This window comes from Comamonas sp. UBA7840 (genome assembly GCF_002501455.1).
Taxonomy (GTDB): Bacteria; Pseudomonadota; Gammaproteobacteria; order Burkholderiales; family Burkholderiaceae_C; genus Comamonas; species Comamonas jiangduensis.
In genome coordinates, this window is sequence record NZ_DLTI01000022.1 from 70,210 (window position 1) to 85,926 (window position 15,717).

Here is a 15,717-nt window from a genome sequence, read left to right on the forward strand (position 1 = left end):
GATTACTCAATCTGGTTGCTGTGTGACGGTAGTACCGCTCAATACATAATTTTTACCGGTGTGCGCGCAGACTACTTGCCCTTCTCCTTTAAGGGGCAGATCTAGCTGTTCTCCAAATTCGCTCATCCAGCCAATCTGCTTTGCGGGTACCCCCACCATGAGTGCGTAATCTGGCACATCTTTGTTCACCACTGCGCCTGCACCTACAAACGCATAGGCACCTACCGTGACACCACACACGATGGTGCAGTTAGCACCCAAAGTAGCGCCCTTTTTAACCAAGGTATCGCGATATTCATTTTTTCGCTCAATGAGCGAGCGCGGGTTGTACACGTTGGTAAACACCATGCTGGGGCCGCAGAACACGCCTTCTTCCAGCGTAACGTTGTCATAAACGCTCACGTTGTTCTGTACTTTGCAATGATCGCCAATCACGACTTTATTACCGACAAAGACGTTTTGTCCCAGCGAAACACCACGGCCAATTTTTGCCTGTGCACAGACATGAACGAAGTGCCAGATACGACTACCTTCTCCAATCTGCGCGCCCTCATCGACGATGGCGCTGGAATGCACTGAGTAATTCATGAATCAGCGCTCCAGTGGCAATGCAACGCGAACGCCATCACGTGCTGAGCGGTACATGGCGGTCAGTAACTCCAGGCTCTTGAGTCCTTCACGGCCATCAGTTTCCGCCTCTGCTTGGCCTTGCAGGGCTTTGATGACGTTGTCGTAATACAGCGGGTGGCCAAAACCATAAACGCTGGTTGTGGCATAGCTGGCCTGCTTGATCTCTTCATCTTCCGGGCGTTGATCTGCAAACTGCCATTCCTGAATTTCGTTGACCGCTACACCCCCAACGCGCACCGTACCCTTTTCGCCCAAAATGGTGATGCTGCCTTCCAGATTTTTGGGATACGTGAGCATGGTGACATTTAAGGTGCCCATGGCACCATTGCGCCAACGAATGGCCGAAACTCCGGTATCTTCGGCCTGAATATTGCGTGCCAGCGTTCCTGTGTAGGTCATTACGCTTTCAACTGGGCCAATCAGCCAGTTGAGTAAGTCAATATAGTGGCTGGCTTGGTTCATAAAGGCCCCGCCGTCCCATTCCCACGTACCACGCCACTTGGCAGCGTCGTAATACTCTTGGGGACGCGTCCAGAACACATTCAGGGCAACGCTATATATGCGGCCAAAACGGCCCTGCTCCACTGCATGCTTTAGCAATTGCAAAGTTGCGTTGCGGCGGTTTTGTTTCACTACAAAGAGCTTGACCCCTGCGTCGTCGCAGGCTCGAACCATGCCCAAAGCTTCGTGCCATTGTGTGGCCATAGGCTTTTCGCTAACTACATGACGCCCTGACTGCGCAACTTCAATCGCTTGCCTAGGGTGAAGGCCACTGGGTGTGGTCAAGATCACCGCATCAGCTGTTGTCTTGGCTAACAGCGCTTGCAGAGATGCATGGCCTTGAGCTCCGGTTTTCTCGACAGCTTGTGCCAGCGCTGAAGGGTCAATGTCACAGACATCCACCACCTCGCACCGATCCTTGTGCTGATCCATAGCACCAAAGTGGTTGGCTGAAATACGGCCAGCACCAACGAGTGCAAAGCGAACTTTTCGGTCTTGAACAGGGGTCAGCATAAAAGTCTCAATTACAAGCGGAAGATGGAAAAACCTTGGTCAGCGAGCGCATGGCGGTCATATAAAGACTTCACATCGACCAGAACTGGCTGGTTGCCCCGAGTCAAAGTCTTGAGTTGCGCCCCAGACAAGCTGCGATATTGGTTATGCCCCACGGCTACCACGAGAGCATCTACCGGATGTGCTTCATCAATTTGCCCCAAGGTGATGCCATATTCGTGGTGCACCTCTTCTCGATCAGCCCATGCGTCAGCCACAACAACTTGCGCGCCCCAGGCTTCGAATTCATGCACCATGTCCACGACCTTGCTATTGCGGATGTCCGGGCAGTTTTCCTTGAAAGTAATACCCATCACACCAATACGGCAGCGTGGTACATCCATGCCGTTTTGCAGCATCATCTTGACGGTATTGCGGGCGACATAACGCGCCATGTTGTCGTTAATTCTGCGTCCCGCCAAAATCACTTGAGGGTGATATCCCACCTGCTCAGCTTTGTGCGTCAGGTAATAGGGGTCCACGCCAATGCAGTGACCACCCACCATTCCAGGGCGGAAAGGCAAGAAGTTCCACTTGCTGCCGGCGGCCTCCAGTACATCCAAAGTGTCAATTCCCAAACGGGCAAAAATCACTGAAAGCTCGTTGACCAGCGCAATATTTAAGTCACGCTGTGTGTTCTCAATCACCTTGGCAGCTTCTGCCACCTTGATGCTGCTGGCTAGATGCGTGCCTGCAGTGATGATTTCACGGTACAAGCCGTCGACCGCTGCGGCCACTTCTGGGGTGCTGCCACTGGTAATTTTTTTAATCGTGGTCAGTGTGTTGACCTTGTCACCTGGGTTGATGCGCTCAGGGCTATAACCACAGAAAAAATCCTGATTGAATTTCAGGCCACTCATGCGCTCAAGCTCCGGCACACAAACCTCTTCGGTCGCGCCCGGATATACCGTGGATTCATAAATCACTACATCGCCAGCTTTCAGTACCGCTCCTACGGTTTGGCTAGCTTTGATCAACGGCGTCATATCTGGGCGATTTGCCTGATCGACGGGCGTTGGCACTGTCACGATAAACACCTTACAGGCACGCAGATCTTCAATCTCGTGGCTGTAGTGAAGGTGAACCGCGCTACGCAGCTGTTCAGGGCTGCATTCCAGGGTATGGTCTTGCCCACCGCGCAACTCATCGATGCGCCGGGCGCTGATGTCAAACCCTAAAGTTTTTCGCTTGGTACCGAATTCGACTGCCAAAGGCAGGCCTACGTAGCCAAGACCGATAATGGCAATGCTGGCATCTGAAAAGTTCATCTTTTTAGCTTCTTCTTAAGGTGTTTACCTAACCCACGCTTCGGTTCAGCATGGGATCAACACTTTTTATACGGCCAGTTTTGCCAGGTCTGCCACGCGGTTCATGGCTATATGCAATGCTGCCAACAAGCCCAAACGGTTGGCCTTCAAAGCGGCATCTTCAGCATTCACCATGACGTGCTCAAAGAACGCATCCACAGGGGCACGCAATGCTGCCAGGGTCTGCAAACTTGCGGTGTAGTCGCCTGCTTCAAACTGCTGCTGCGCCTTGGGGGCCACGGATTGCAAAGCGGCAAACAGGTCTTTTTCAGCCTGCTCTACTAGAAGCGCCTCGTTTACCCGCGCCTGAACGTCGATTTCCGACTTTTTCAGGATATTGCCCACACGCTTGTTGGCTGCTGCCAGGGCCTGTGCTTCGGGCAGCGCGGCAAAGGCACGCACGGCTTCCAGACGTTTTTGTACGTCTGCCAGGCGCTGTGGGCGCAGGGCCAGCACGGCGTCAACTTCCTGAGCGCTGTAGCCTTGCTCACGCAGGCTGACGGACAGGCGGTCAAAGAAAAAATCTTCCAGCTGGGCGGTGGCGTCTGTGATTTTGTCGCCAAAGGCTGGCACAGCGCTCTTGAGCAGGGCGTGCAGTTCCAGCGGCAGGTTCTTTTCCACCAGCATGCGGATCACACCCAGTGCATGGCGGCGCAGGGCAAAGGGGTCGCGGTCGCCGGTAGGCAGGTTACCAATACCGAACATACCGACCAGGGTTTCCAGCTTGTCGGCTAGGGCCACGACCACGCCGACGTCGCCACGCGGCAGTTCGTCACCGGCAAAGCGGGGCTTGTAGTGGTCTTCGATGGCATCGGCTACAGCCACATCCAGACCGTCGTTCAGGGCGTAATAGCGGCCCATGGTGCCTTGCAGCTCGGGGAATTCGCCCACCATATCGGTCACCAGGTCGGTCTTGGCAAGCTTGGCGGCCAGATCAACCTGCGCCACCAGCTGCGCGTCACCCAGTTGTTGGGCAATCGCCTTGGCAATCGCGCGCACGCGCTCGACGCGTTCGCCCTGGGTGCCCAGCTTGTTGTGATACACCACCTTGCCCAAGCCTTCGACGCGGCTTTCCAGGGTTTTCTTGCGATCCTGGTCGAAGAAGAACTTAGCGTCGGCCAAGCGGGGGCGCACCACGCGCTCGTTACCTTCGATCACGGCGGAGGCATCAGCGGGACTGATGTTGCTGACGATGAGAAACTGGTGGGTCAGTTTGCCGTTCGCATCCAACAGCGGGAAGTACTTCTGGTTGGCCTTCATGGTCAGAATCAGGCACTCTTGCGGGACGTTCAGGAATTCTTTTTCAAATTCACAGACCAGCACGTTGGGGCGCTCGACCAGCGCAGTCACTTCGTCCAGCAACGCGGCATCGTCAATCGGGCGCACACCGCCTCCCACACGCTCGGCTGCCGCTTGCAGCTGGCGTGCAATATCGGCACGGCGCTCGGTAAAGCTGGCAATCACGGCGCCTTCTTCGCGCAGTTGCTCGGCATAGCTGTCGGCGCTGTGGATCACGACGGGGTCAACCTTGGCTTCAAAGCGGTGGCCGTGCGTGGCGTTGCCTGCGGTCAAGCCCAGCGTCTTCACGCCGACCAGCACTTGCGTGCCGTGCAGCACGACCAAGCCGTGGGCTGGGCGCACAAAGTTCACGCTGGTCCAGCCGTCCTGCAACTGGTAGCGCATGACCTTGGGGATGGGCAGCTTGGCAATCGCTTCGTCCAGTGCTTTTTGCACGCCATCGGCCAGCACCACGCCCTTGACGGTGGAAGCGTAGAACAGGGCCTCGGCCTTGCCTTCACCTTCGCGCAGCAGGCCCGCGACAGCGGACTCGTCTGCACCCAGTGCCGCCAGCTTTTTGAGCAGCGCAGGTGTGGCTTTGCCTTCGGCATCCAGGCCCACCGACACGGGCATGAGCTTTTGCGACACCGCCTTGTCTTCGGCCTGGGGCAGCACTTCGGTGATGTGTGCGGCCAAACGGCGGGGCGAGGCGTAAGCCGTCAAGCGCGCTTCGCTGGATGCCAGCAGGCCCTGGGCTTTCAGTTGCTCAAACAACACGCCGGCGAAGGCATCGCCCAGCTTTTGCAAGGCCTTGGGAGGCAATTCTTCAACAAACAGTTCAACAAGAAGATTCTGTGCGTTCATGGTATTTTTGATAGCTGCTAGCGCTTATTAGATAAGCGCTAGAGGCAAATTTGATTAAGTATTCAGACAAGGCCCGCTTACGCAGCCTTCTTGGCTTGCTGCTCGGCCGCCTTGGCCAGCTCGGCCAGCACTTCTTCCGCATGGGCCTTGGGCGCCATGGGGAAGCCCAGGCGCGCACGGCTGTCCAGGTAGCTCTTGCCCACGGCGCGCGCCAGGTTGCGGATGCGGCCGATGTAGGCGGCGCGTTCGGTCACCGAAATGGCGCCGCGCGCGTCCAGCAGGTTGAAGGTGTGTGCGGCCTTGAGCACTTGCTCATAGGCGGGCAGCGCCAACTGCGCGTCAATCAACTTGTTGGCCGTGTCTTCGTGGGCCGAGAAGGCGCTGAACAGGAAGTCGGCGTTGGAGTGCTCGAAGTTGTAGGTGGACTGCTCCACCTCGTTCTGGTGGAACACATCGCCATAGGACAGGCCGTCGGTATAGACCAGGTCGTACACCGATTCCTTGCCCTGCAGGTACATGGCCAAGCGCTCCAGGCCGTACGTGATTTCGCCGGTGGCGGGCTTGCAGTCAATACCTGCCACTTGCTGGAAGTAGGTGAACTGGGTCACTTCCATGCCGTTGAGCCAGACTTCCCAGCCCAGGCCCCAGGCGCCCAGCGTGGGGTTCTCCCAGTCGTCTTCCACAAAGCGGATGTCGTTTTTCTTCAGGTCGAAGCCCAGGGCTTCGAGCGAGCCCAGGTACAGCTCCAGGATGTTGTCGGGCGCGGGCTTCAAGACCACCTGGAACTGGTAGTAGTGCTGCAGGCGGTTGGGGTTCTCGCCATAGCGGCCATCCTTGGGGCGGCGGCTGGGCTGCACATAGGCGGCCTTCCAGGGCTCGGGGCCGATGGCGCGCAGGAAGGTGGCGGTGTGCGAAGTGCCGGCGCCGACTTCCATGTCATAGGGCTGGAGCAGTGCGCAGCCGTGTTCGGCCCAGTAGGACTGCAGTTTCAGAATGATTTGTTGGAAAGTCAGCATGGTGTCTGAAAAAGGGTAGAAGGCTGGCACGCAAGCGCCAACCCCATCGTTATAAGAGACCGCACAACCAGCGGGCACAGCAAATGCCCCGCTCGCGCGCAAAGGGGTGATTCTAGGCCTCTCGCTACCCTATCGGCAGTTACAGCGTCTTTCAATGATCAACAAAGGCTGCGACGCTTTTAATAAGAGAGCGCCTTGCGCCTTCCTTGCAGTCACTTCAATGCTATTTATGGTTTAAACATATATGCAATAAGCGCTAATAGCTATATTTTTTGAATTTTTCTGTGCCTCGCTGCCCAAAACCACGCCCTACAATGGCTCCACCCTTTTTCTTCTGACCGGCTAGCGAGGCGTGGCATGAATCTGTTCAACATCATCAAGAACCAGCTGATTGAAGTCATCGAATGGACCGATGACTCGCGCGACACGCTGTCGTACCGCTGGCCGGACGACGACAAGGAAATCAAGAACGGCGCGCAGCTGATCGTGCGCGAATCGCAGCAGGTGCAGTTCGTGGCCGCCGGCCAGTACGCCGACTTGTTCGGCCCCGGCAAGCACACGCTGAGCACCGAGAACGTGCCCGTGCTGTCCACCATCCTGGGCTGGAAGTACGGTTTCCAGTCGCCCTTCAAGTGCGACGTCTACTACATCAACACGCGCCTGTTCACGGGCAACAAGTGGGGCACCTCCAACCCCGTGCTGATGCGCGACAAGGACTTTGGCGTGGTGCGTATCCGCGCCTTCGGCACCTACGACTTCCGCATCGTGCAGCCGGCGCTGTTCCTCAAGGAGGTGGCGGGCACGGACCAGAACTTCCGCATCGACGAGTTTGCCGACACCATGCGCTCGCGCATCGTCAGCGTCTTCACCGAGGCCCTGGCCAAGGCCCAGGTGCCGGTGCTGGACGTGGCCACGCGCTATGGCGACCTGGGCCAGGCGCTGGTGCAGATCATCAACCCGGCCATGGTCGAGAAGTACGGCATCGAGGTGACCAGCTTCGTGCTGGAGAACGTCTCCGTGCCGCCCGAGGTGGAGCAGGCCATCGACAAGCGCTCCAGCATGGGCGCCATCGGCAACCTCAACGACTATGTGAAGTACCAGATGGGCCAGGCCATGGCCAGCGGCGGCGAAGGCGCGGCGGCGGCCACCCTGCCCGCCACCATGGCCATGGGCTTTGGCATGGCCCAGGAGATGATGCGACAAATGCAGCAACCGAGCACCGCCCCGGGAACCCAGCCTGGACTGGGCGCGCCAGCGAGGCACGATGCATTCTCGCCCGCCGCAGCCCAAGCCGCACAAGCTGCTGCCCAGGCCACACCGGCCGGCGCAGCCCCGGCGTTGCAGGTCTACACGCCGGAGCAGGCCGCCCAGTTGCTGGGCGTGGACGTGGCCGACGTGCTGGCCGAGCTGGAGGCTGGAAACCTGAAGGGCCGCAAGATCGGCGCCAACTGGCGCATTGCGCAGGCTGCGCTGGATGAATTTCTGCGCGGAGCTTAACCACGCACCCTCAGCCGCTGCGCGGCTTCCCCCAATTCGCTGCGGGGAAGCCATTGCTTCTTGCCCATAGCGCTCGTGATTCTTTGGATCATTGTCAGTGACTGATACCTCTGCCTCTTCTTACGCTGCGGCTAGCGGCACCCCTCAACCCTCCATGGTGCGCAAGCACCCCTGTCCCGAGTGTGGTGCCAACCTGGAATGGAATGCCAAGGCGCAATCACTCCAATGCCCCTACTGCGGCACTTTGGTGCCGTGGAGTGACGAGGCGCGTGAGCAATTGGGTCAGGAGATCGTGGAGCAAGACCTGTACGCAGCCCTGCAAAACCCAGCCAGTGGGCGTGGCTGGGGCGGCCAGCGCCAAGAGGTGCAGTGCCAGAACTGCCAGGCAATTTCGGTTTTTGTGGATGGCCGCGTGGCCCAGCGCTGCGACTTCTGCGGCTCTCCATCCATCGTCGCGCACGAGGAACGCAGCGACGCCATCACGCCACAGAGCATCCTGCCCTTCAAGGTCAGCGACGGCCAGATCCGCGACCGCATCCGTCAGTGGTACGGCAGCCGCTGGTTTGCGCCTAACAAACTCAAGCACGCTGCACTCACCGATACGCTGCACGGGGTGTATCTGCCGTACTGGACGTTTGATGCCCATGTCAGCGCGGCATGGCAAGCCGATGCCGGGTATTACTACTACACCACGGAAACCTACCGCGATGCAAATGGCACCACCCAGACACGGCAGGTGCGCCATGTGCGCTGGCAATCTGCATCGGGGAGTCTGCGCCACTTTTTTGATGATGAACTCGTGCCCGGCACTGTGGGGGCGCACCCCCAACTGCTGCGGCAGGTAGAGCCCTTCCCGACCACCACAGATTTGAAACCCTACACCCCCGAATTTGTGCGCGGCTGGACAGTGGAGCGCTACCAGGTTGACCTGGGCAAAGCCGCCAAACTCAACGAGCAAGACATGGACAGCCAGGTGCAAGCCCTGTGCGCGCGGCAGGTGCCCGGCGACACCTACCGCAACCTGCGCGTACAGCGGGAATACGCGGGCCGTACTTTCAAGCACGTGCTGGTGCCGGTGTGGATCGTGGGCTATACCTATGGCAGCAAAAACTACCAGATCATTGCCAATGGCTACACCGGCCAGATTGCGGGTGAGCGGCCGTACAGCTGGGTGAAGATTGGCTTTGCCGTAGTGTGCGCGCTGATCGCGGTGGCCATCGTGCTGGGCATCATGCAAAACGCATGACCGCATGCATCACACAAAAACAATAGCTGGCAACGCTTTATAAATAGCCATTTCCAATAGTTTGGTATTAAAAATTGGCTTCTAGCAAGCGCTACCAGCTATGTTTTCAACAAGGCTTACGCAAATACAAAGGGCTGCCATCGCAGCCCTTTGTATTTGGTAGAACCACACACAGCACAACCTGCGTGTTCGCTATGCCCCAAAATTTATGCGCCCAATACCTCGGCGTTGCGCAACAGGGGTTGCTTTTGGTCTTTGTCAGACAGCAAAAACTCCATTCCTAGATCGGGCCAGGCAATGCCAATGTCTGGATCATTCCAGAGCAGCCCCCGGTCTGACTGTGGTGCGTAGTAATTCGTGGTTTTATACAAAAAATCTGCGCTTTCGCTGAGCACCACAAAACCATGGGCGAAGCCGGGGGGAATCCAGAACTGCTTATGGTTATCTTCGGTCAGCTCCTGCCCCACCCACTGACCAAAGGTGGGAGAGTTCTGGCGGATATCCACTGCCACATCCCATACGGCACCGCGCACCACTCGCACCAGCTTGCCCTGGGCATGCGGTGGCAGTTGGTAATGCAGCCCACGCAGCACACCCATGCTGGAGCGGCTGTGGTTGTCTTGCACAAACTCGAACGTCGTACCCGTCGCGGCATTGAACGCTGCCTGGTTGAAGCTTTCGTAGAAAAAGCCTCGTGCATCCCCAAACACCTTGGGCTCAATCACCATCACTTCTGGAATGGCGGTGGGAGTTGCTTTCATCGCACGCCACCTTTGAGCACCTGCATCAAGTACTGGCCATAGCCATTCTTGAGCAGCGGCTGGGCCAGTTTCTCGACCTGCCCAGCATCAATCCAGCCCGCACGGTAAGCGATTTCTTCGGGGCATGCCACTTTCAAACCTTGACGCTGCTCCAGCGTCGCGATGAACTGCCCTGCCTCTAACAGGCTATCGTGCGTGCCCGTATCCAGCCATGCATAGCCACGGCCCATCAACTGCACGTTCAACTGCCCCTTTTCCAGGTAGAGCTTGTTCAAGTCCGTTATCTCTAGCTCGCCACGCGGGGAAGGCTGGAGCGACTTGGCCAACTCCACCACCTGGCTATCGTAGAAATACAGGCCTGTCACGGCATAGTTAGATTTGGGCACTGGGGGTTTTTCTTCCAAGGATTGAACGCGCGCTTGTGCGTCAAAACCCAGCACACCGTAACGCTCAGGCGATTGCACGTGATAACCAAAAACAGTCGCACCACTGGCTTGCGAACCCGCCTGAAGCAAAAGCCTCGGAAAATCATGTCCATAGAAAATGTTGTCCCCCAACACCAACGCACTGGGAGCACCGCTCAGAAAAGCTTCGCCAATCAAAAATGCCTGTGCCAAGCCATCGGGGCTGGGCTGCACGGCATATTGCAGGTTCAGCCCCCACTGGCTGCCGTCGCCCAGCAATTGCTCAAAGCGCGGCGTGTCCTGCGGGGTGCTGATGATCAGGATGTCCCGAATCCCGGCCAGCATCAGCGTGCTGAGCGGGTAGTAAATCATGGGCTTGTCATACACGGGCAGCAGTTGCTTGCTGATGGCCAGCGTGGCCGGGTGCAGGCGTGTGCCAGAGCCACCTGCGAGGATGATGCCTTTGCGCACTTGTGTTGTCATAAAAACCTATGTTTGATAGCTGCCAGCGCTGGATAGATAAGCGCCAGAGGCCAATTTCTTTACAAAATCTCTTGCAACATGTGCCGTACACCTTGCTGCCAATCAGGCAGGTGCAGCCCCAAGGCGGTTTGCAGTTTGCTGGTGCTCAGGCGTGAGTTACGCGGGCGCTTTGCCGGTGTAGGAAATGCGCTGGTGGGCACGGCTTGGATGGCTTGCACCTTGAAAGCCAAGTCGGGGCGCAACTGCCGTGCCGTAGCGATCACAAATTCGGCATACGCATGCCATGTGGTCTCTCCACCCGCTACGCAGTGGTACAGCCCGAGATGCTCCGGGTGCTGCGCAACATGACGAATCGCGTGCGCCGTGACATCCGCCAGCAGATCCGCCCCTGTCGGCGCGCCAAACTGCTCGTTGATCACGTTCAGTTGTTCGCGCTCTTGTGCCAGCCGCAGCATGGTCTTGGCAAAGTTGCCGCCGCGCGCCGCATAAACCCAGCTGGTGCGAAAGATCAGGTGTTTGCAGCCGCTGGCCTGGATGAGTTGCTCCCCTTGCAGCTTGGTCTGCCCATACACCGACAGCGGGGCCGTGGCAGCGTCTTCTGCACGCGGCGCATTGCCGCTCCCGTCAAACACATAGTCGGTGCTGTAGTGCACCAGCAAAGCATTCAACGCATGGGCTTCGCGTGCCAATACCCCAGGGGTGGTCGCATTGAGCAGCCGTGCCAATTCCACTTCACGCTCGGCTTGATCCACGGCGGTATGGGCAGCAGCATTGACGATCACATCGGGGGCTACCGCCCGCACCGTAGCAGCAATACCTTCGGGGTTCGCTAAATCTCCGCACAGTGTCGTGCTATCACGCCCCAGTGCAACAACCCCCCCCAAGACAGTCAAACTGCGCTGCAGCTCCCAGCCGACCTGACCATTGCAGCCCAAGAGCAGAATCCTCATGCGGACGCCTTAGGCTCGTATTGCTTTTGCAACCAGTCGCGGTAGCTGCCAGACTGGACGTTCTGCACCCACTGCGGGTTGTCCAAGTACCACTGAACCGTTTTGCGAATGCCGGATTCAAAGGTCTCTGCCGGCTTCCAGCCCAGTTCGCGCTCCAGCTTGCGGGCATCAATGGCATAGCGGCGGTCATGGCCTGGGCGGTCTGTCACGTAGGTGATCCGCTCAGCGTACGACAAGCCATCTCCGCGCGGACGCAGCTCATCCAGCAGCGCACACACTGTTTTGACGATGTCGATATTGGCCTTTTCGTTCCAGCCACCGACGTTGTAGGTATCTCCCAACTTACCCGCTTTCAGCACACAGCGAATCGCACTGCAGTGGTCGCGCACATAAAGCCAGTCACGCACTTGCATGCCATCGCCATAAATGGGTAACGGCTTGCCCGCCAAGGCATTCACAATCATCAGCGGAATCAGCTTTTCCGGGAAATGCAGCGGGCCATAGTTGTTGCTGCAATTCGTGGTCAGCACCGGCAGGCCATAGGTGTGGTGCCAGGCACGCACCAAATGGTCCGATGCCGCTTTGCTGGCTGAATACGGGCTGTTGGGCTCGTAGTTGTGGTCTTCGGTGAAAGCCGGCTCGGTGGATGACAAAGTGCCATACACCTCATCGGTGGACACGTGCAAGAAACGGAAACTGGACTTGGCCTCGCTCTCTAGCTCATTCCAGTAAGCACGTACCGCTTCCAGCAAACGGAAAGTGCCCACCACATTCGTTTGAATGAAATCTTCAGGGCCATGAATGGATCGGTCCACATGGCTTTCCGCCGCAAAGTTGATGACCGCACGTGGCTGGTGCTGCTCCAGTAAAGCACTGATGACCGCGCTATCGCCAATGTCGGCTTGCACAAACACGTGGCGTGCATCGCCTTGCAGGCTGGCCAAGTTTTCCAAGTTACCTGCATAGGTCAACTTATCAAGATTCACCACAGGCTCGTCGTTGGAAGCCAGCCAGTCCAAAACAAAATTAGCGCCAATAAAGCCTGCGCCGCCGGTGACAAGAATCATGGGAAGTGCTCAAGACATCAAAGAAAGCAGCCCATTATCAAACACCTGCCTGCTCCTTCAAGGTGGCGCAGTTACCTCCAGCGCTGCTGCGCCATCACCAGCAACCCCTCAAAGATAAGGTTATCGACCAGTTCAAAGGGACGCGTCATGCTGGGCACCATCTTCCAGCCCGCCCCGCCGGCCATCACACAGGCAGGCTCCATGCTGCAGTGCAGATACAAATGCTGGTACATGCGCTCGACCGCGCCGGCAATCGCATAGGTGCCACCGCTGGTCAAAGCATCGCTCGTATTCTTGGGAAAAGGGGTGACCAAGCCGGTTGGCACGTGCAGCCCTGCGGTACCGCTTTCCAGCGCGCGCAGCATGATGCCATGCCCGGGCAAAATCAAGCCGCCCAAGAAGTTACCCTGCGCATCGAGTGCATCAACCGTGACGGCCGTACCCACCATCACCACAATCAAGGGGCGCTCGTTGCCACGCTGCAAGATATGGTGGCGTGCACCAATCATGGCCACCCAGCGGTCGGCCCCCAGGCGCAATGGATGTTCGTAACCATTACTCACCCCCGCTTCATGGACAGAAGGCACCACCCACTGGGGTTCAAAGTTCCAGCCGAGCATCAACTCCATCTGATCGTGCACACGACGGCGCGCCGTCTCTCCTGCCACCACGCAGCCCAGCATATGGGTCGGCGCGGGCAGCTTACTCCAAGGCCCCTCTGCCAAGCGCTCAATGTGTTCCAAAAACTCCGCGCCATGAGCCAGCAAAGCTGCACCGGGACGTGGGGCGTCATACATCGCCCACTTCAAGCGGGTGTTGCCGATATCAATGGCCAAAAAAGTCATGGGCGGCATTATCAAGATTTTTGGCCCTGCATACGTGCGCTTTGCGACACGACCACCCGATCAACGCACCATTTCAGCGCAAATTGTCAAAAAATGCGCGTAGGAAGTGTCTGGCCTTGCAGACAAATTGTTTACCGGTACATTGATTGCTCTTTCCCAACTATTTTTCAGGAGTGAATGTATGGGCCTGTTTAGTTTTATCAAAGAAGCTGGTGAGAAGCTGTTTGGCGGCAAAGATGCACAAGCTGCAGCCCCAGCGACCTCGCAGGGTGAGCTCAATAGCAAGGCAGCCGCAGCGATTGAGAATTACATCCATGTGCAAAATCTGGGCGTCAGCAATCTCAAAGTCAGTTATGACGCCAGCCAGGGCAAAGTCACGGTGGCGGGCGAGGCCCCTACCCAGGCCGTCAAAGAAAAAGTCACCCTGTGCTGCGGCAACGTGGCCAGCGTCACCTCGGTGGATAACCAGATGACGGTGACCTCCCCTGAACCCGAAGCCCAGTACCACGACGTGGTGCGCGGTGATACGCTGTCTGCCATCGCCAAAAAATACTATGGCGATGCCAACAAATACCCAGTGATCTTTGAAGCCAACAAGCCCATGTTGAGCCACCCTGACAAAATCTACCCTGGGCAAAAGCTGCGCATTCCTGCGCTGTAAGCCGCTCTCGATTCCCACATAAAGCGCTCAGAGTGAGCGCTTTACTTTTCCCGAAAGACACCGCCAACTTCCCCGCACAATATAGGGATGAAAACCCTGCTCACTGGCGGCGCTGGCTATATCGGCACCCACACTGCGATCGAACTTTTGCAAAACGGCCATGAAGTTGTCATTTATGACAACTTCATCAACAGCCACACGGAAGCTGTACGCCGTGTTGAAGGCATTACAGGCCAATCCATCACGGTCATTGAAGGGGATGTCCGCGATCAGGCATCGCTCGAAAAAGCTTTACAGCAGCACTGCATTGATAGCGTGGTGCACTTTGCGGGCAAGAAAGCGGTCGGCGAATCAGTAGCGCAACCTGTGGACTACTTTGACAACAACGTCAATGGCAGCTTGGTTTTGCTTCGTGCAATGCAAGCACAGAGCGTGAAAACACTGGTTTTCAGCTCTTCTGCCACCGTATATGGCACCCCCCAGTACCTGCCTTTGGATGAGCAGCATCGCACCGAAGCAGCGAACCCTTATGGCCGCAGCAAGCTGTTTGTAGAAGAAATACTGGCTGACCTACACCATGCCAGTCCCGAATGGTCTGTGGCAGTGCTGCGCTACTTCAATCCGATTGGCGCCCACCCCAGTGGCTTGATTGGCGAAGACCCCGCAGATGTTCCGAACAATCTGCTGCCTTATGTCGCACAGGTTGCCGTAGGAAAGCGTGAACGTATTCAGGTTTTTGGGGGAGACTACCCTACCCCGGATGGCACGGGGGTTCGCGACTATATCCACGTGGTGGATCTTGCACGCGGGCATGTGAAAGCGCTAGAGCGGCTCGCATCCACCACGATGCCTGAATTGCTCACCATCAACCTCGGCACAGGCCAAGGCTGCAGCGTCTTAGAAGTCATTCGTGCCTTCGAAGAGGCTTGCGGCAAAAAACTGCCTTATGAAGTTGTGGCGCGCAGACCTGGTGATATTGCCAGTTACTATGCCAACCCGGCTCACGCACTGGCGGTTCTGGGCTGGAGCGCTGAGAAAGACCTGCTCACCATGTGCGCTGACGCATGGCGTTGGCAAAGCCAAAACCCCAATGGCTATCGCAGTTAAACAATAAAGCGCCCACTACTGCGCTTTATTTTGGATAGTGGTTTACCGCCAAGGCAGCCCTTGTTTGCGCCAGCCGCCAACATTGCCGCGGTGGCCATTCGCATCCACATCTCCTTCAAAACCTTCGAGGATGTTGTAGGCCTCAATACCCAGTTGCTGGGCACGTGCTGCGGCTGCCACCGAGCGCACGCCACTGCGGCACAGCAAAACGGTCTTTCCGCCAGCGGGCACAGCGGCTTGGAGTTGCGCATCGAAATCGGGGTTGTTGGCCATACCGGGCCACAGCTTCCACTGCACGGGCACCGCGCCCGGAACTTGCCCCACCCAGGCGCGCTCGGCGTCGGTGCGCACATCAATCAACACGGCTTCACCCGCCTGCACCCACTGCCAGGCCAACTGCGCAGGAATATCCCCCGCGTAAGCTGCAGCGGGAATGACTTGAAGCGTTTGCGGAGCGGTCATCGCACGATCCTTATGAATGACTAGATTGCAGTGCAGTTTCGCACACGGGCGCTGGGTACGCCACATCATGTTTAATAAAAAAACAT

Annotated in this window: 15 protein-coding genes; 4 read left to right on the top strand and 11 right to left on the bottom strand. The window is 57.4% G+C overall.

The window, feature by feature from the left end:
- Nucleotides 1–6: 6 nt before the first annotated feature.
- The 5 genes from B3R00_RS07420 to glyQ form a co-directional block, all read right to left on the bottom strand.
- Complete coding sequence (locus B3R00_RS07420; protein WP_286998393.1) at nt 7–588, bottom strand: acyltransferase; 582 nt, start codon at nt 586–588, stop codon at nt 7–9.
- A 3-nt stretch (nt 589–591) separates the two neighbouring features.
- A complete protein-coding gene (locus B3R00_RS07425; RefSeq protein WP_286998394.1) occupies nt 592–1,644 on the bottom strand; it encodes a Gfo/Idh/MocA family protein in 1,053 nt (350 codons plus the stop codon).
- Between the two features lie 11 nt (nt 1,645–1,655).
- Nucleotides 1,656–2,951 carry a nucleotide sugar dehydrogenase gene (locus tag B3R00_RS07430; protein WP_286998396.1) on the bottom strand — a complete coding sequence of 432 codons (1,296 nt, stop codon included), beginning with the start codon at nt 2,949–2,951 and terminating at the stop codon, nt 1,656–1,658.
- Between the two features lie 66 nt (nt 2,952–3,017).
- On the bottom strand, nt 3,018–5,132 hold the full coding sequence (glyS, locus tag B3R00_RS07435) for a glycine--tRNA ligase subunit beta (RefSeq protein ID WP_286998397.1): 2,115 nt from the start codon (nt 5,130–5,132) through the stop codon (nt 3,018–3,020).
- A 77-nt stretch (nt 5,133–5,209) separates the two neighbouring features.
- Nucleotides 5,210–6,148 (bottom strand): glycine--tRNA ligase subunit alpha, encoded by a 939-nt coding sequence (glyQ, locus tag B3R00_RS07440; RefSeq protein WP_286998398.1) that lies wholly within the window; start codon nt 6,146–6,148, stop codon nt 5,210–5,212.
- Nucleotides 6,149–6,505: 357 nt separating this feature from the next.
- Here glyQ and B3R00_RS07445 point away from each other — a divergent pair, with 357 nt between their 5' ends.
- Together B3R00_RS07445 and B3R00_RS07450 are read left to right on the top strand one after the other, a co-directional pair.
- Nucleotides 6,506–7,645 (top strand): SPFH and helix-turn-helix domain-containing protein, encoded by a 1,140-nt coding sequence (locus tag B3R00_RS07445; protein ID WP_286998399.1) that lies wholly within the window; start codon nt 6,506–6,508, stop codon nt 7,643–7,645.
- Between the two features lie 154 nt (nt 7,646–7,799).
- On the top strand, nt 7,800–8,891 hold the full coding sequence (locus tag B3R00_RS07450) for a zinc ribbon domain-containing protein (protein ID WP_376747617.1): 1,092 nt from the start codon (nt 7,800–7,802) through the stop codon (nt 8,889–8,891).
- A 206-nt stretch (nt 8,892–9,097) separates the two neighbouring features.
- Here B3R00_RS07450 and rfbC read toward each other — a convergent pair whose 3' ends face one another.
- The 5 genes from rfbC to B3R00_RS07475 all read right to left on the bottom strand — a co-directional run bounded on the left by rfbC (nt 9,098) and on the right by B3R00_RS07475 (nt 13,401).
- Nucleotides 9,098–9,652 carry a dTDP-4-dehydrorhamnose 3,5-epimerase gene (gene rfbC, locus B3R00_RS07455; RefSeq protein ID WP_286998402.1) on the bottom strand — a complete coding sequence of 185 codons (555 nt, stop codon included), beginning with the start codon at nt 9,650–9,652 and terminating at the stop codon, nt 9,098–9,100.
- Nucleotides 9,649–10,539: a glucose-1-phosphate thymidylyltransferase RfbA gene (gene rfbA, locus B3R00_RS07460; protein ID WP_286998404.1), complete on the bottom strand. Its 891-nt coding sequence runs from the start codon at nt 10,537–10,539 to the stop codon at nt 9,649–9,651. Before rfbA ends, rfbC begins: the two co-directional genes overlap by 4 nt.
- Before the next feature lie 59 nt (nt 10,540–10,598).
- Nucleotides 10,599–11,489 carry a dTDP-4-dehydrorhamnose reductase gene (gene rfbD, locus B3R00_RS07465; RefSeq protein ID WP_286998405.1) on the bottom strand — a complete coding sequence of 297 codons (891 nt, stop codon included), beginning with the start codon at nt 11,487–11,489 and terminating at the stop codon, nt 10,599–10,601.
- The gene (gene rfbB, locus B3R00_RS07470; protein ID WP_286998406.1) at nt 11,486–12,556 is read right to left on the bottom strand and encodes a dTDP-glucose 4,6-dehydratase; all 1,071 of its coding nucleotides are present in this window, start codon (nt 12,554–12,556) and stop codon (nt 11,486–11,488) included. Before rfbB ends, rfbD begins: the two co-directional genes overlap by 4 nt.
- A gap of 71 nt (nt 12,557–12,627) precedes the next feature.
- Nucleotides 12,628–13,401, bottom strand: a complete 774-nt coding sequence (locus B3R00_RS07475; RefSeq protein ID WP_286998407.1) for a type III pantothenate kinase — start codon at nt 13,399–13,401, stop codon at nt 12,628–12,630.
- Between the two features lie 181 nt (nt 13,402–13,582).
- Between B3R00_RS07475 and lysM the strand changes: the two genes are divergently transcribed.
- Nucleotides 13,583–14,062 carry a peptidoglycan-binding protein LysM gene (gene lysM / locus B3R00_RS07480; RefSeq protein ID WP_286998408.1) on the top strand — a complete coding sequence of 160 codons (480 nt, stop codon included), beginning with the start codon at nt 13,583–13,585 and terminating at the stop codon, nt 14,060–14,062.
- 87 nt (nt 14,063–14,149) lie between these two features.
- Nucleotides 14,150–15,169: a UDP-glucose 4-epimerase GalE gene (galE, locus tag B3R00_RS07485; protein WP_286998409.1), complete on the top strand. Its 1,020-nt coding sequence runs from the start codon at nt 14,150–14,152 to the stop codon at nt 15,167–15,169.
- 42 nt (nt 15,170–15,211) lie between these two features.
- Here galE and B3R00_RS07490 read toward each other — a convergent pair whose 3' ends face one another.
- Nucleotides 15,212–15,631 carry a rhodanese-like domain-containing protein gene (locus tag B3R00_RS07490; RefSeq protein WP_286998410.1) on the bottom strand — a complete coding sequence of 140 codons (420 nt, stop codon included), beginning with the start codon at nt 15,629–15,631 and terminating at the stop codon, nt 15,212–15,214.
- Nucleotides 15,632–15,717: the final 86 nt, after the last annotated feature.

Excerpts from the sequence above, each read along its gene's own strand:
- B3R00_RS07490 (WP_286998410.1), bottom strand. The coding sequence starts at position 15,631 with ATGACCGCTCCGCAAACGCTTCAAGTCATTCCCGCTGCAGCTTACGCG.
- B3R00_RS07450 (WP_376747617.1), top strand. The coding sequence starts at position 7,800 with ATGGTGCGCAAGCACCCCTGTCCCGAGTGTGGTGCCAACCTGGAATGG.
- rfbC (WP_286998402.1), bottom strand. The coding sequence starts at position 9,652 with ATGAAAGCAACTCCCACCGCCATTCCAGAAGTGATGGTGATTGAGCCC.
- rfbD (WP_286998405.1), bottom strand. The coding sequence starts at position 11,489 with ATGAGGATTCTGCTCTTGGGCTGCAATGGTCAGGTCGGCTGGGAGCTG.
- B3R00_RS07420 (WP_286998393.1), bottom strand. The coding sequence starts at position 588 with ATGAATTACTCAGTGCATTCCAGCGCCATCGTCGATGAGGGCGCGCAG.
- lysM (WP_286998408.1), top strand. The coding sequence starts at position 13,583 with ATGGGCCTGTTTAGTTTTATCAAAGAAGCTGGTGAGAAGCTGTTTGGC.
- rfbB (WP_286998406.1), bottom strand. The coding sequence starts at position 12,556 with ATGATTCTTGTCACCGGCGGCGCAGGCTTTATTGGCGCTAATTTTGTT.
- galE (WP_286998409.1), top strand. The coding sequence starts at position 14,150 with ATGAAAACCCTGCTCACTGGCGGCGCTGGCTATATCGGCACCCACACT.
- glyS (WP_286998397.1), bottom strand. The coding sequence starts at position 5,132 with ATGAACGCACAGAATCTTCTTGTTGAACTGTTTGTTGAAGAATTGCCT.
- B3R00_RS07475 (WP_286998407.1), bottom strand. The coding sequence starts at position 13,401 with ATGACTTTTTTGGCCATTGATATCGGCAACACCCGCTTGAAGTGGGCG.
- glyQ (WP_286998398.1), bottom strand. The coding sequence starts at position 6,148 with ATGCTGACTTTCCAACAAATCATTCTGAAACTGCAGTCCTACTGGGCC.
- B3R00_RS07425 (WP_286998394.1), bottom strand. The coding sequence starts at position 1,644 with ATGCTGACCCCTGTTCAAGACCGAAAAGTTCGCTTTGCACTCGTTGGT.
- B3R00_RS07430 (WP_286998396.1), bottom strand. The coding sequence starts at position 2,951 with ATGAACTTTTCAGATGCCAGCATTGCCATTATCGGTCTTGGCTACGTA.
- B3R00_RS07445 (WP_286998399.1), top strand. The coding sequence starts at position 6,506 with ATGAATCTGTTCAACATCATCAAGAACCAGCTGATTGAAGTCATCGAA.
- rfbA (WP_286998404.1), bottom strand. The coding sequence starts at position 10,539 with ATGACAACACAAGTGCGCAAAGGCATCATCCTCGCAGGTGGCTCTGGC.